This window comes from Idiomarina seosinensis, assembly GCF_003987275.1.
Lineage (GTDB): Bacteria > Pseudomonadota > Gammaproteobacteria > Enterobacterales > Alteromonadaceae > Idiomarina > Idiomarina seosinensis.
The window spans coordinates 1,186,060-1,201,308 of sequence record NZ_PIQF01000001.1 but is presented as its reverse complement, the minus strand read 5'-3'; the positions used below and the strand labels follow the sequence as shown (position 1 = coordinate 1,201,308).

Sequence of the window (15,249 nt, the reverse complement as noted above, 5' to 3'; positions counted from 1 at the left end):
CGTTTATTACAGAAAAACGACAACCCAGTCACTTATTGAATACTTTTTAAGCAAAGAGTTGGATCACCGCGTAAAATAATCCGGGAGCTATTCCTAGTAACATATAAAAGGCATAACGCATGTTCGTTTTAACCCCCGCAATTCCTGCAAACAGCAAACCCTTTAGTAGAGTGTTACTGGCACAAGCCAGCACAATTCCTAGCGCTGCCACCGTACTTGCTAAGTCACCCTGGGCTGATTTAGCCAACGATAAAGTTATTGCATCTACGTCCATTAAACCGGAAATAATAGCTAATGCATAAACACCGGTATCACCAAACCAGTCTTTCATCGCTTCGGACAGTAACAAAATAAGTGCTAAAAAAAGGCCGAATTTTAAAGCGGTAGCTAATTGCAGAGGATTAGTTAGTTCCAGTTGATTCGCTGTGTGTTGACCATTTTTATATTGCTCCCTATGTAACAGTAGCAACACGATAATCATCCCCAGTAGCATTAGGCAAACAGGCAGCCACACTAATTCTAATAGGCCGCGATTGACAATGAATACTTCGACCAACACGCGGGGGAACATAATGCTGGAAGCCAGTAGCATAGCCGCCGCGTATAAGGTAGTTGCGGGCTGTTTTTTGGCAAACCGGGCCATGGTAATAGTAACTGCTGTCGAAGACGCCAGGCCACCAGCAATGGCGGTAATTAAGGTGCCACGTTTTTGTCCGAGCAATTGAGTAAACAAATAACCAATAAAGGACAGCCCTGAAATTAGTACCACCATCCACCACGTCCAGTAAGGATTGAGTGCTTGCCAGGGACCGTAACCTTTATCAGGTAATAGTGGCAAAATGACGACTGAAATAAGCAGTAGTGTAATAGCCGAGTAGAAGGTCTGCGGTGAAATCTTTTTAAGTAGGCTATGCAGTCGTTGCTTATGACCTAACAAGGCGACCACTACAGCGGCGACGCTTAATGCGGGTAAGGGATCTCCGGAAGCAGCCCAAACAGCCAGGCTGAAGGTTAGTAGCATAGAAAATTCAGTGGTAATTCCTGAATCTTGGGACAGGCGCGAATGACCCACATAGGAAACCCCGATAAGCGCGGTGGTGACGATAAAGCCGGTAATGACAACTGCCTGGCCAAACTGTTGTCCCAGTATTGCAAAGGTACCACCGGACAGACCTATCAAACTAAAGGTTCTGACTCCGGCGACCCGTTCGCCGTCATCACTTTCGCGACCGCTCCAGCCTCGCTCTATACCAATCATCAAGCCAATAGTCAGGGCTGCTAAAAGTGATAATGCCAATTCCATTTGGTAGTCCATGAGATCAAGCCTTGCGAATAAGAGGAGTAATGATGAATCTAATCGATTTGCAGGGCCTCAAGCAAATGCTTTTGCCATAAGCTATGCTTAAATTGACTGCGAAAGAAATTGAAGTGACCGATGCGGTTACTGTCGGTCATATCTGCCGCTAAATCATTAAGCTGGTGTGGGGCATTAGGATAATGAGCGAGTAAGTTTTGAATGTTCTCGCGCTTTAATAGCTCATCATCGGTGATATTAAAAGCTCTAATAGGAGCTCTAAATCGTTGATATTTGGCCTGCTGTTCCGCGCTTAGGTGATCAAATAAATAATCTTTACTACGGCACCATTGGCTCCATTGACGCATTGCTTTAGCCGGCATATCACCAACCATATTTAATCGCTTGCCCGGGAAGTAACCGGCAATAGGAGTCGCCAAAGGCACGGCAAAATACCACAAGAGCCAGGAGGTTCGTTGCACCTGCTTACTGGCATTACGCCAATAACCGGTACCGCTTGCAACAGTGACCATCTTATCAATAGCCGTTGCGTTTTCCGCGAGCGCCACAATTTGCCCACCGAGGCTATGAGCTAACCAGATAAGAGGCTCATCTTGTTGGCAGCTTTGTGCGTGCTGGAGGACAGTACTAATGTCTTTTTCGGCCCAGTCGATGATGCTGCTGTCTATTTGCTTAAGTGGCTTATCTTGTGACTGACCGATGCCGTAGTAATCAAAGGTGAAAACTCGATAACCTTGTTCACTAAGCCATTTAGCAATAGGTTGGTAAAACCGTTGTTTTACGCCCAAAGCGGCGGCAATCACTATGGTTGCCCGGGCTGTTTCGTTGGGTTCAAAACGAACGCAGTGAAGGTAACGTTGGTTTTCCGTTAATTCAATACTTTGCATAGGTGGCTAAGGAAGTACTGCGTTAAAGGGTTTAACCGTTACTTTAGCGTATACTCCAGCATCCCAGTAAGGGTCATCGTTTGCCCATTGCTCTGCTTGTTGCTGAGAGTCAAATTCGGCAATAACGACAGAGCCGGTAAAACCAAGCAGCCCCGGATCCTGCTCCGCAATAGCAGGACAAGGACCCGCGACCAAAAGCCTACCATCAGCTTGTAATGACTTTAACCGGTTTAAATGAGCAGGGCGGGCTTGTCTGCGAGCCTCTAAAGACCCCTCATGGTCCTCAGCTATAATAACAAACCACATTAGTCTGCAGTTCCTTCTTTTTCGGCGTGTCGATACATGTAAACGCCGGTACCGATAGTGAATATTAAAGTAATCCCGAGTATGCCGAAAACTTTAAAATTAACCCAGGCTTCCTGAGTCCAGTATTTGGCAATGTACAAATTAACCGCTGCCAGTGCACCACAGAAAATAACCCAAGCATAAGTTAACCGGCTCCAGACCGGTTCCGGTAACTTGATATCCTGTCCCATCATTGATTGCAACGGGCTTCGTTTTTTCCAGATTAAGCCACCTAATAATAAGCCGGCAATTGCCAGGTATACGATTGACACCTTTAGCTTAATAAACCAATCATCGCGCAGTAATATGGTGACCGCACCAAATACCATCACGACGGCTAATATTACCCAGTGACGATTAGTGATGGGTTGCTTCAATAACTTTAAACCGAGCAGCTGAATAACAGTACCGGCCATTAAGACGCCAGTAGCGACATAAATATCTGCCAGTTTATAAAACACAAAAAAAGCAATAATTGGCAAATATTCCAACACTAGCGCCATTATATTCTCCGTTACATCTGCTGGATTTAGGTGGCGGCTTTCATCGAAGCCACAAACTCAGTTAGCTGGTTAACTTGTTGCTGTTCATTGTCGAGGTTTTTCTCAATAATGGCAACTACTGCAGAGCCACTGATAGCTCCGTCAGCACCAGCAGTAAATGCGGCCTGTACGTGTTCTGGTTTAGAGATTCCAAAGCCGAGCAAAACGGGTGGAGCGCCATGTTGCTTAAGCTTGTCGATTAAGGCAGATGCCGGGAGCTGCATCTGTGTTTCAGCACCAGTAACACCGGCTCGACTCAGCAGATAAACATAACCTGAACAATTTTTTGCAACTCGTTCAATTAACTCGTCACTGCCATCTGGCGGACAAATAAAGACGGCATCAATAGAGTGTTGTTTGGCAATGTCGGCAAATCTAGCGGCTTCCTTAGTTGGCACGTCTGCAATAAGTACGGAGTCGACCCCTGCTTCATGCATTTGCCGATAAAAACTATCCGCTCCCTTGGCATAAATAAGGTTGGCATAAACTAACAGCCCGATCGGAATTTCCGGTGCATAGGCACGAACTTCTCGTAGAATTCGCAAAATATCATTAAAAGAAGTGCCAGCCTGCAAGGCTCGTAAATTGGCTCGCTGGATAACCGGTCCGTCTGCGACCGGATCAGAAAATGGCAAACCGAGTTCTAACGCATCAGCACCGCCATCAATAAGGGCTTTAATAACATTCAGGCTCTGTTCAGGGGAGGGGTCGCCCAGTGTAACAAAGGGCACGAATGCGCCTTTATTATTGCTTGATAATCCCTTGAATAGCGCTTCATAACGACTCATGACTGAGACTCCTTCTCTTCAGCGGCAAAAATGCGGCGCACATGATCAATGTCTTTATCGCCCCGACCTGATAAATTAATTAATAAAACTTTTGGCGCATCGGGTTCGGCAGCACGTTTTAGTGCGTAGGCGAGTGCATGAGCAGACTCCAGTGCCGGGATAATTCCCTCGTGCCGTGATAGCAGCTTAAATGCCTCCAATGCTTCCTCGTCAGTGACCGATTCGTAGCGCGCCCGGCCAATCGATTTTAGGTGAGCATGCTGTGGTCCAACACCCGGGTAATCGAGTCCCGCTGATACCGAATAGGATTCTTCTATTTGCCCCTCGTCGGTTTGCATCAGGTAGGATAAACAGCCGTGCAAAATCCCCGGTTTACCAGCGGTTAAAGTCGCACCGTGATGGAGTGTATTAACGCCTTTACCTGCAGGCTCTACACCGACCAGTTGCACGTCTTTCTCATCGATAAAGTCGGCAAACATACCAATGGCATTGGAGCCGCCGCCGACGCAGGCAATAACCTCGTCGGGCATGCAGCCAGCCTGATCCATAATCTGCGCTTTAGACTCCTCACCAATCATCCGGTGAAACTCTCTCACAATAGTCGGGAATGGGTGGGCTCCGGCAGCTGTTCCTAGTAGGTAATGCGTGGTCGGATAGCTGGCGGTCCAGTCGCGCAATGCCTCATTAACTGCATCTTTCAAGGTACCACTGCCGGTATCGACCGGGACCACTTTTGCGCCCATCAGCTCCATCCGGAACACGTTAGGTTGCTGTCTTTCGACGTCTTTCTTGCCCATGTAGATAATGCATTCCAGGTCGAGCAAGGCGCAGGCCAGCGCTGTGGCAGTTCCGTGTTGACCGGCACCTGTTTCGGCGATAATCCGATGTTTGCCCATGCGCTTAGCAAGCAGTGCCTGACCCAAAACTTGATTTGTTTTGTGTGCACCACCGTGCAGTAAATCTTCTCTTTTTAAGTATATTTTGGTTCCGTTCGGCGATTTTAAAGGAAGATTACGGCATAAACTAAGCGGCGTTGGCCGCCCCAAGTAGTTTTTTAACAAACCGCGAAACTCGCTCTGAAATTCTTCGTCACTTTGTGCATCAATAAATGCTTGTTCGAGTTGCTCCAGTGCGGGCAACAGAATTTCAGGCACAAACTGACCACCAAAATCGCCAAAATAGGCTGAAAGGTTACGGCTCATATGGCCTCCTGATAATTACTTTTCGAAGAAGTTACAGGTTTTTTGCGCCCATAACTGCGAATATTTACGAATAACTGTTGAATTTTATGGGTATCTTTAACACCCGCACTAACTTCCAGCTGTGAACTGCTGTCAATGCCGGATAATCGCTGTTGTGCAGCGCCGCTCACATTTTCGACGCTAATACCACCAGCCAATAAACATCGGCTGCGTTGTTGCTCAGTGAGTGCGCTCAATAGCGACCAGTCAAACCGAGCACCAGTTCCGCCAGCTCCATTATCTAATACGATACGATCGATTAAATCGGTTGTTGGCAATAGTTCGATGTCGCCAATCGAGTCGACTCTGATAGCTCGCCATATCTGTGTGCGTTCGGCTCCAGCGTGCTTCAACTTGGTTTTAAGCTGACTGATAAAATCAATGTCTTCGTGGCCATGCAATTGAATCGCGAACAGCTGTAAATCCAACGCAGTACGCACCACATCCTCCAGTGGTTGATCCGCAAATACACCAACCCAGCGTAATGTGGGTACTGCAGTGATAACTTGCTGGGCTTGTGTTAGCTCAACCTTGCGCGGCGAGTGAGGCGCAAAAATAAGTCCACCAAAAACGGCACCGGCAGCTTCGGCATTTATTGCGTCTTCGGCGCGGGTTAAACCGCAAATTTTATTCTCGCCATAAAGTAAGGATCGGCAGGCGTAGTCGACATCATTTTGTGCGCTTAATGCGCTGCCGATTAGAAAGCCATTCACATGAGGTGCTACGCGGCGGATTTCCTGATGGTTTGAAAAGCCTGACTCGGCCACCAGCAGCGCATCTTTGGCAGCCAGCGGGGCAAGTTCCGCACTGCGATTCGGGTTGATGGTTAAATTGGTTAAATCGCGATGGTTAATACCAATTATTTTTGCCCCAAGTGCGTTCGCACGGTGCATTTCTTCCTCATTGGCCACTTCCGTAAGAACGTCCATGTGCAGCTTATTGGCGATATTGGCGAGTCGTGTGTAAGTGTCATCATCAAGTACAGACAACATCAATAAAATAGCATCAGCACCAAAATAACGGGCGCGGTACACTTGTTGCTCTTCAACAAAAAAGTCTTTGCACAGCACCGGTTGATGCACTTTAGCCCTCACTGCACTGAGGTACTCCAGCCGGCCCTGAAAATAGTCGGGCTCAGTCAGCACTGAGATAGCCGCGGCATAAGGTTGATAGTCACGAGCCAATTTGACCGGGTCAAAATTGCTGCGAATCAGCCCTTTAGAAGGCGACGCTTTTTTGCATTCCAGGATAAACCCCGCTGCGGTTTGATTCAGCGCCTCATACAAGCTGCGATCGCTCAGTTGCAAGGAACTCTTTATCTGCTCAAGCGGGTACTGTTGTGCCTGCTGTTCATTCTGCGCTGCTTTGTCGTCAACAATTCGGGCTAAAATATTATCAGACATGATACGTCTCCTGTGCCTGCTGAACCTGTTGTAGGTGTTGTAGTGCCTGACCACTGGAAATGTGATCCAGAGCCGCCTCAGTAGCCTCTCGTAACTGACCAAACTGGCCACTCATATAGAGTAGCGCAGCAACGTTCATAGCGACGGCTTGCTGTTGTGCAGGCTCGCCTTTACCCGCTAGGGTTTGTTGCAAAATACGTGCGTTAAAGTCCGCATCACCGCCTTTAAGATCACTGAGCGGCATGGTTTGTAAGCCGAAGTCGGCTACGGATAGTTGATATTCGGTTAGTTCCCCATCTTCCAATTCAATCACCTGACTCGGCCCATGCAACGCTAATTCATCAAGGCCACTACCGTGTACGACCATAGCTCGTTTCACCCCTAGCCGTTGTAATGTTTCGGCCATTGGACGCAGCCATTCTGGACTGTATACACCAAGTAACTGCACATCGGGGCGGGCGGGGTTAACCAGCGGCCCGATGAGATTGAACAAAGTACGCGTTTTTAACGTTTGCCGAACTGGCATGGCGTATTTTACACCTGGGTGATAGTGCGGAGCGAATAAAAAGCAAAATCTATTTTCTTGCAATTGAAGAGCCGCATCACGTGGGTCAAGGTTGGTTCTTAGTTTTAATGACTCGAGAACGTCGGCGGAGCCCGAGCGAGATGACACACTGCGATTACCGTGCTTAGCAACACATAACCCCATCGATGCGGCAATTAGTGCCGCAGTGGTGGATATATTAATGGTATTGCTGCCATCACCCCCAGTTCCACAACTATCAAATACCAGTTGTTGCGGCCGTTGAAAGGGTTTACAGACATCAAGCACCGCCTGCGCCGCGCCAGCGAGTTCAGCAGAGGTCTCGCCGCGCATTTTCATAGCCACTAAAGCAGCACTAATTTGGGTGTCGTTTAACTCGCCTTTAACCAGATGCTGGAAAAATAACTTACTTTCCTGTTGCGATAGCCGTTCGCCGTCGAGTAACTTCTTTAACTTATTCATGGCCGATTTCCTGCAAGTTCTTGTGTCTGTGATAAAAGCAAACTAACGCTGTTTGCGAGTATTTGCTTTCCTTTTGGTGTTAGTAAAGATTCTGGATGGAACTGGAAGCCTAATGCTGCCGCCTGTTTAAATTCAGCCGCCATTGGTATGCCGTTAACGTCGCCAATGACAGAGACTGAAGCGGGCAAATCATAGCCGCTTAGAGAATGATAGCGCGCTACGACACATTGGTTGTTGACGGCAATGTCATTGAATAACGGGTGTTCGGTGACATTCATCACCGCTGTTTTACCGTGAACTACTTCGCCGCAACGGGCGACTCGACCTCCGGAAAACTCGATCAAAGCCTGGAAACCAAGACAAATACCGAGCATGGGATAGCGGCCGCTGGCGAACTCAATAATTGCCATTAGATTACCGGCTGCGTTGGGGTGGCCCGGTCCTGGAGAAAGGCATACGACCTGAGGCCCCTGGTAGCTTTGCAAATCGTTGATAACGGTGTCGGCGGGAACCTGATTGCGGTACACCACCAGCTCAAAATTTAGTTGGCGTAATTCGTCGACTAAGTTATAAGAAAACGAATCGACGTTGTCTATTAACACGATTCTTGCCGGGCTAATACTCATACGGATACCCCTTTAGCACTTTGCTGAATCGCCAGTATTACGGCTTTTGCTTTATTTTCAGTCTCAGCAACTTCGGCAGCAGGGTCAGAATCATAAACGACGCCTGCACCTGCCTGAACAATGGCTTGCTGGTTGCTGACATAAGCAGAGCGGATAACGATACAGGTATCCATGTCACCGTTACCGGCTAAATAACCAACGGCTCCGCCGTAGCTGCCACGGCCTTGCTGTTCAACTTGCCGGATTAAGCTGGCGGCACTGACTTTGGGGGCGCCAGTTAAGGTGCCCATATTCATACAGGCGCGGTAGGCATGCAACGCATCGCAATCCTTACGTAGTTGACCTACCACTCGTGACACGAGGTGCATAACCTGCGAGTAGCGGTCAACTTTCAACAGGTCAGCTACATAACGACTGCCGGGCTGACAAATTCGTGCTAAATCATTACGCGCCAGATCCACCAACATCAAATGCTCTGATAGCTCTTTTTCGTCTAACCTCAGCTCTAACTCTAAGCGTCCATCGATATCCAGGTTGATACTACCATCAGCATTACGTCCGCGCGGTCTTGTTCCGGCTATCGGGTAAAGCTCAACCTGATTGGTCTCGGTTTGGTACTTAAGCGCTGACTCAGGCGATGCGCCAAACAAGCAAAAATCTGGGTGGCTAAAGTAAAACATATAAGGTGATGGGTTATTACGTTTTAGCTGCTGATAGGCTGCCAGCGAGTCGGGGCAAGGCAATTTAAACTGTCTGGAGGGCACCACCTGAAAAATATCGCCGTCCAGAATGTGTTCTTTAAGGGACTCTACTGTGGTAGCAAAATCGTTGGCCGAAGGGGTTGCTATTACATTAGCAAAAACATCGTCGATTAGTGCAGCCGCTGGAGTTTGTTGACTTGTTCGGCCAGGTAGTTGGCAGCGAGCGGCAAGCTCGCCAATGCGCTGAGTGAGCTGATGATAGCGAGCGTTTTCGTTTTCACCACTAAAAAGACTACCTAATAGCTCGCACGACTGCTTTTCATGATCGATAAGTAATAGCGTTTCAGCAAGGTAAAAGACATAGTCGGGACAAGCATTGTCGCCTTTAGCAACTTCGGGTAATTGCTCGTAGCTAGCAACAAAATCATAACCAAAAACACCACCGAGGAAGACAGAAAACGGATTTTTTTTAGCTTCGTCACTAGCCTTAAACAGCTGTTGCTGTAACAACCGCAGGGGCTCCATATTACTTAGCGACTTTAATCTTGAGTCTTCGTCCTGGTGAATTCCGCTGCGACTGAAATCGGCCACTAAAACAGTCGCTGACTGTTGTTGAAAGAGTGGCTGGGGAAGCTGGTCGGCGATAAATGCGATCAGCTGCTGACCATTGTCGGTAAGTGCTTCTATCGTAACTTGTTGGCCTTCGCAAGTGAGCTTTACTGCAGCATCGACTAATAGCAGGCTTTTTACGGCACGTTTAGTACCTATATCAGCTGAATCCAGCAACAGATGGTGGCCAGAATCCTGGCATAAGGCCTGAAAGACACTGAGCGTATCTGGTTGATAGGGAATTTCAACTTTCAGGCTTTCTAGCTGTCCCCGCACGACTGATGTTTGCACAATTACTACTCCAAAGTTTAACTGACAGCTCCACCGGCGGGGCATAAAAAAACCCGCTCGATGGAGCGGGTTCTAGTTGACTGGTTACGAAAAAATCACACGCACACTGCCACTACCCGCTCTTGCGAGAAGTTCCACCACCAATGTTGTACTGTCGTGCGTAATGTAAGTGTCATCGTTTATCCAGTCACTCGTTGTATCATGGTTAGTTGTATAATCAACAAAAGGCGCTTCAGGGCCTGCAATAGGTGACAAGCTAACGACTTACCGCCAGCTTGTCAAGCACTGTTTATTGATATTCGGCCGGAACTCCGCGCTCGGGTAATGCCTTGATAATAAAGTCGCGAACATCGTCATTAGCCGTTTCAAGATCGGCACGACGTAGGTACATCATGTGGCCACTGCGATAACCTTTAAAGTCGATGCGATTTTTCATCAAGGTGCTGCGGTCTAAATGCCAGGTTGTGTATTTAGCATCAAAATAATTGGTAGCACCGTCGAAATACCCTGACTGTACCAGCACATTCAAATAGGGGTTAGCGGCCATCGCTTCGCGTAGCTGCTCGCCGGTATTATTATTGCTGCGATCCCATGGGTGAACCGGACCAAACATGTTGTATTTCACATCGGTGACAAAGTCGAGTTCTTCGCGCAAATAGTAATTAATGGCTGGGGTAAAAGAGTGCAACCAAGACGTCAGTTCAGCGTTGTAGTCTGGGCGGTCACCGGCACGACGACCGTCAATACCGAGGTAACGCGAGTCTAAGCGACCAACCGTGCGATCTTTATCACGTAATAATTCTTTCCAGAAATACCAAGTGCCCGGCGCCAGGTTATTAGAAAGTACCGCTTCCTTAGATAAACCCGAATAGCGCGACACTGTTTCGGCCACTTGTTGGCGCTCACTGTCGCTCAACATGGCTCCTTTTGCTAATGCCGGCAGGTAGTTATCTAACGTATACTGTTCTACTTCGGCCAAAACTTCTAATAAGTCTTTACTTTGTAGGTCCTGTGGCAACGCGTCATGATACCAGGCAGCCGCTGCATAGTAAGGCAACTGATTGGCTTCCTTTACCGGGCCTTCTCGGTCAATGCCAATATCTGTCGGTGACACCAATACTACCCCGTTAATGTACATCCATTCGCGGTTTTGCAGCGCATGAGCAAGACCCGAAACACGGGTGGTGCCGTAACTCTCACCAATTAAAAACTTGGGTGACCGCCAGCGGTTATAGCGGCTGGTGAATGTGGTCATCCATTCTGCCAGGTATTGAACGTCAGAGTTAACGCCAAAGAACATTTCCTGCTGTTTCTTTTTTGAAGGCATTTCGCCGTCTGCATTCGGTAAAACGCGGGAGTAGCCGGTGTTTACTGGGTTAACGAAGACAATATCTGCCACGTCTAAAATTGAATGAGGGTTATCCTGCACACCGTAAGGCTGCACCGGGTAGCCCTCATCGCTCAGGTTAAGCACCTTGGGGCCTGTATAAGCAAGGTGCATCCAAACGGATGCTGAGCCGGGTCCGCCGTTAAAAGAGAACACGACGGGACGTTCGGCACGATTATCGACATCTTCTCGCTGGTAATAGGTATAAAACAAGGTGGCTGTTGGGTGTCCTTCGTCATTCCAGACCGGTAATGTGCCTGCAGTTGCTGAGTAATCAACGCTTTCACCGTTTATTTCAACACTGTGTTCAGTAACCGAAGTGGTTTCTATAGGAATTTGACGTAAGTGTTCGCTAGGGTCCTGCTGTGCGTATGCGGCACTAGAGGCAACCGAGCCTAACAATGACAACCCAGCGACTAACGCGACTGACTGTTTCATGAGTTTCTCCTTTGTTTTGTTGCTCAAGATTAACAAACTTTTTTAACTGATAGTCAAAGAATATGCGATTATTACCCGAGCATTTACGATACTTGACGGAGAACTTGAGCTATCGCTGCTTAACGAGTAAAGTGAGAAAGAAATCAAACACCCGTTTAAAAAAGAGGCTGTTGTGACCCAATCATCGTATCCAAAGTTATTAGAGCCACTGGATCTTGGTTTTACCCAGTTAAAAAATCGAGTGCTGATGGGCTCAATGCATACTGGGCTGGAAGAAGAAAAAGGTGGTTTTGACAAGTTAGCGGCGTTTTATGAAGAACGTGCAAAAGGTGGTGTTGGGCTTATCGTTACGGGTGGGATCAGCCCAAACTTTCGCGGACGACTAGCTCCTTTTGGCAGTGAGATGTCAAAGCCATGGCATGTTAGCAAACACCGTAAAGTGACCGACCGGGTTCATCAATACGGTGCTAAAATTTGCATGCAAATTCTTCATGCCGGACGTTATAGCTACCATCCATTCAGTTTGGCCCCAAGTGCGATAAAAGCGCCTATTAATCCGTTTAAACCTAAAGTCATGAGCGAACGGCAGATTAAAACAACCATCAAGCACTATGCTCGCTCGGCAAGGTTGGCGCAGAAAGCTGGTTATGACGGAGTCGAAATTATGGGCTCTGAAGGCTATTTAATTAATCAGTTTTTATGTCCCCGGACCAATGAAAGAACCGACCAATGGGGTGGCAGTTTTGAGAACCGGATGCGGCTGCCGTTGGAAATAATGAAGCAGGTACGGCAGCGCGTTGGTGACAAGTTTATTATTATTTTCCGGTTGTCGATGCTGGACTTAGTGGATGACGGACATACTTTGGATGAAGTGCTGCAGCTGGGTAAAGCATTAGAGCAAGCCGGAGTTACAATCATTAATACTGGTATTGGTTGGCATGAAGCACGAGTGCCAACTATCGTAACATCGGTGCCGCGGGCGGCATTTAGTTGGATTACAGAACGGGTAAGACGCGAATTAAGTGTACCGGTTGTTGCCGTTAATCGTATTAACACACCGGACATAGCCGAGCATATTCTGGCCTCAAATCAAGCCGATATGGTATCGATGGCACGGCCTTTATTAGCGGATGCGGAGCTGGTCAATAAAGCAGCCCAAAATCAACCAGAAAAAATTAATACCTGCATTGCCTGCAATCAGGCCTGTCTGGATCATGTTTTTGCCAACAAACGGGCAAGTTGTCTGGTTAATCCCAGAGCCTGTTATGAGACTGAACTAGTTGTGACGCCAGCCACTGATAAAAAACGTGTGGCAGTTATTGGCGCAGGTCCGGCAGGGTTGGCATTTGCCTGTACCGCTGCGGAACGTGGTCACCATGTTGATCTCTACGATAAAGCCAACGAAATTGGTGGTCAGTTTAATTATGCTAAGCAAATTCCGGGCAAAGAAGAATTTCATGAGACGCTGCGTTACTTTGCGGAGCGTATTAAAGATACCGGGGTTAACGTCAAGTTAGGTCAAGCTCAATCAGCGGACGGCTTAGCGGCAGGTAACTATGACGAAATCGTGCTGGCGACAGGGGTAAAACCGCGGCAAGTAGACATTCCAGGAATTGAGTTACCCCATGTGTTGGGCTATCTGGATGTGTTAAGAGACCACAAACCAGTTGGTAATAAAGTCGCCGTTATCGGCGCTGGGGGTATTGGCTTTGATGTCTCTGAATATCTGACCACCGAAAAATCGTTAACGATTGATGAACCAGAATGGTCTGAGCGCTGGGGAATTGATAAATCGTATCAAGAACGGGGTGGTTTAAAACAACCACAGCCGGAATCGAGTCCACGTCAGGTCTGGTTATTACAGCGCAAGCCGACAAAAGTTGGCAAAGGTTTGGGTAAAACTTCGGGCTGGGTGCATCGGGCTGAGCTTAAGAGCAAGTCGGTACACATGTGGAATTCGGTTACTTATCACCAGATTGTGCCGGAGGGTATCGAAATAGAGCGCGATGGTAAACGCGAGCTGTTACAGGTCGATAATATTGTCATATGTGCGGGTCAGCTTCCGCTAAAAGATCTACAGCAGCAGCTAATTGATGCCGGGCAGTCTGTGCACTTAATAGGCGGTGCCGATGTAGCGGCCGAGCTCGATGCTAAGAGAGCCATCCGCCAAGGCACCGAGCTGGCAGCTAAGATTTAATATGAGAGTTGATTTGCATTGCCACACACGTCACTCGGACGGCGAACTCGCCGTCCCTGACTTATTGCATCGAGCCGTTGCTAATCAGGTCGATATGTTAGCGATTACGGATCATGACACCATCGCCGGTAGCATTGAGGCTGCAGAATATCTTGACCAGAATAAGTTGCCATTGCAACTTATTAGTGGTGTTGAGATAAGCTGCCAGTGGCATGCCTTCGAAATTCATATTGTTGGGTTAAATGTGGACGTAAACGACAGCGCATTAGCTCAATTACTCCAGCAACAATTGGCAGCCCGCGAGCAACGCTTTGAACGAATGCTGGAAAAGTTGTTTCAGCGTGGCGTACATGTGACCCGCGAAGAATGTTTGATTACCGGGATGCCTACCCGTAAACACATCGCCGACGCAATGGTGGCAAAAGGCGTGGTCGAACATCCACAGCAAGCATTTGACCGGTATATCGGTAAAGGTAATAGCGCCTACGTTAAAGCTCAATGGTGTGATATCGAAGCTGCAATAACGGCAATTCAGGCTGCGGGCGGGGTCGCAGTACTGGCCCATCCGCATGCTTATAAATTGTCGAATAAGTGGTTACGTAAGCTGTGTGTTGAAGCTAAACAATGGGGGCTTGACGCGATCGAGGTGAGTCTAAGCCAGCAACCGATTGGACAGCGTAAGGCACTTGCCGAGTTTGCAAGCGATTATGAGCTTAAAGCTTCGCAAGGGTCAGACTTTCATCATCCTCACGGTTGGCGTGATTTAGGCAAAAACCTTTGTCTGCCAGAGCAGTGTGTGCCAATATGGAGTGCATGGTCGCCCACCTGAAGCAGGAGGCTTAAATGAGCCAGTACTTTGAGATACATCCAGAAAATCCGCAAAAAAGATTAATACAGCAAGCTACCGAAATTATTCGTCGTGGCGGTGTTGTAGTATACCCGACCGACTCTGGCTATGCTATAGGCTGTCAGCTCGGGAATAAACAAGGCGTTGATCGCATTTGCCAGATTAGGGATATTGATAAAGAGCATAATTTCACCCTAATGTGCCGTGACTTGTCAGAGCTTTCAATATACGCACGGGTTGATAATGATGCCTTTCGGTTGTTAAAAAATAATACCCCGGGGCCTTATACTTTTATCCTTAAAGGGACTAAGGAAGTGCCTAAGCGGTTATTGAATCCGAAACGTAAAACCATTGGTATTCGTGTTCCGACCAACAAAGTCGCGTTAGCTTTACTTGAGGATATGAACGAGCCATTGATGTCGACCAGCCTTATCCTGGGTAAGAATGAGCTTGCAGAGTCTGATCCCAATGACATACGCGAACAATTGGAAAAGCGCGTTGAGTTAATCATTGATGGCGGTAATCAGCCAGAACACCCAACAACGGTGGTTGATTTGTCCGAAGGAGCGCCGGTCGTGCGTCGCGAGGGGGCTGGCAATACAGATCCCTTTGATTTTTAGGCGTTT

Annotated in this window: 14 protein-coding genes; 3 read left to right on the top strand and 11 right to left on the bottom strand. The window is 47.9% G+C overall.

Features of this window, described 5'->3' with window-relative positions; all coding sequences use genetic code 11:
• Positions 1 to 46 precede the first annotated feature (46 nt).
• The 11 genes from CWI81_RS05725 to CWI81_RS05675 form a co-directional block, all read right to left on the bottom strand.
• A complete protein-coding gene (locus CWI81_RS05725) occupies positions 47 to 1,315 on the bottom strand; it encodes an MgtC/SapB family protein (protein WP_126784311.1) in 1,269 nt (422 codons plus the stop codon).
• A 38-nt stretch (positions 1,316 to 1,353) separates the two neighbouring features.
• Positions 1,354 to 2,202, bottom strand: a complete 849-nt coding sequence (locus CWI81_RS05720; protein ID WP_126784310.1) for an alpha/beta hydrolase family protein — start codon at positions 2,200 to 2,202, stop codon at positions 1,354 to 1,356.
• A 6-nt stretch (positions 2,203 to 2,208) separates the two neighbouring features.
• A complete protein-coding gene (locus CWI81_RS05715) occupies positions 2,209 to 2,508 on the bottom strand; it encodes a YciI family protein (protein WP_126784309.1) in 300 nt (99 codons plus the stop codon).
• Positions 2,508 to 3,050 carry an inner membrane-spanning protein YciB gene (locus tag CWI81_RS05710; protein WP_126784308.1) on the bottom strand — a complete coding sequence of 181 codons (543 nt, stop codon included), beginning with the start codon at positions 3,048 to 3,050 and terminating at the stop codon, positions 2,508 to 2,510. Before CWI81_RS05710 ends, CWI81_RS05715 begins: the two co-directional genes overlap by 1 nt.
• Before the next feature lie 26 nt (positions 3,051 to 3,076).
• Complete coding sequence (gene trpA, locus CWI81_RS05705) at positions 3,077 to 3,877, bottom strand: tryptophan synthase subunit alpha (RefSeq protein ID WP_126784307.1); 801 nt, start codon at positions 3,875 to 3,877, stop codon at positions 3,077 to 3,079.
• Entirely contained in the window at positions 3,874 to 5,079 is a 1,206-nt protein-coding gene (gene trpB / locus CWI81_RS05700) for a tryptophan synthase subunit beta (RefSeq protein WP_126784306.1), read from the bottom strand. Before trpB ends, trpA begins: the two co-directional genes overlap by 4 nt.
• Positions 5,076 to 6,521 carry a bifunctional indole-3-glycerol-phosphate synthase TrpC/phosphoribosylanthranilate isomerase TrpF gene (gene trpCF, locus CWI81_RS05695; RefSeq protein ID WP_126784305.1) on the bottom strand — a complete coding sequence of 482 codons (1,446 nt, stop codon included), beginning with the start codon at positions 6,519 to 6,521 and terminating at the stop codon, positions 5,076 to 5,078. The genes trpB and trpCF overlap by 4 nt, the downstream gene beginning before the upstream one ends.
• Complete coding sequence (gene trpD, locus CWI81_RS05690; RefSeq protein WP_126784304.1) at positions 6,514 to 7,527, bottom strand: anthranilate phosphoribosyltransferase; 1,014 nt, start codon at positions 7,525 to 7,527, stop codon at positions 6,514 to 6,516. The genes trpCF and trpD overlap by 8 nt, the downstream gene beginning before the upstream one ends.
• Positions 7,524 to 8,153: an anthranilate synthase component II gene (locus tag CWI81_RS05685; RefSeq protein ID WP_126784303.1), complete on the bottom strand. Its 630-nt coding sequence runs from the start codon at positions 8,151 to 8,153 to the stop codon at positions 7,524 to 7,526. The genes trpD and CWI81_RS05685 overlap by 4 nt, the downstream gene beginning before the upstream one ends.
• Positions 8,150 to 9,799 carry an anthranilate synthase component 1 gene (locus CWI81_RS05680; protein ID WP_126784302.1) on the bottom strand — a complete coding sequence of 550 codons (1,650 nt, stop codon included), beginning with the start codon at positions 9,797 to 9,799 and terminating at the stop codon, positions 8,150 to 8,152. Before CWI81_RS05680 ends, CWI81_RS05685 begins: the two co-directional genes overlap by 4 nt.
• A gap of 244 nt (positions 9,800 to 10,043) precedes the next feature.
• Positions 10,044 to 11,579, bottom strand: a complete 1,536-nt coding sequence (locus CWI81_RS05675; protein ID WP_126784301.1) for a S10 family peptidase — start codon at positions 11,577 to 11,579, stop codon at positions 10,044 to 10,046.
• A gap of 172 nt (positions 11,580 to 11,751) precedes the next feature.
• Between CWI81_RS05675 and CWI81_RS05670 the strand changes: the two genes are divergently transcribed.
• Genes CWI81_RS05670 through CWI81_RS05660 form a run of 3 tightly spaced genes read left to right on the top strand, consistent with a single transcriptional unit; the run spans position 11,752 to position 15,243 of the window.
• Positions 11,752 to 13,776, top strand: coding sequence for an NADPH-dependent 2,4-dienoyl-CoA reductase (locus tag CWI81_RS05670; protein WP_126784300.1), 2,025 nt, complete (start codon positions 11,752 to 11,754; stop codon positions 13,774 to 13,776).
• Position 13,777: 1 nt separating this feature from the next.
• Entirely contained in the window at positions 13,778 to 14,605 is an 828-nt protein-coding gene (locus CWI81_RS05665) for a PHP domain-containing protein (protein WP_126784299.1), read from the top strand.
• A gap of 14 nt (positions 14,606 to 14,619) precedes the next feature.
• Positions 14,620 to 15,243 carry an L-threonylcarbamoyladenylate synthase gene (locus tag CWI81_RS05660; RefSeq protein WP_126784298.1) on the top strand — a complete coding sequence of 208 codons (624 nt, stop codon included), beginning with the start codon at positions 14,620 to 14,622 and terminating at the stop codon, positions 15,241 to 15,243.
• Positions 15,244 to 15,249: the final 6 nt, after the last annotated feature.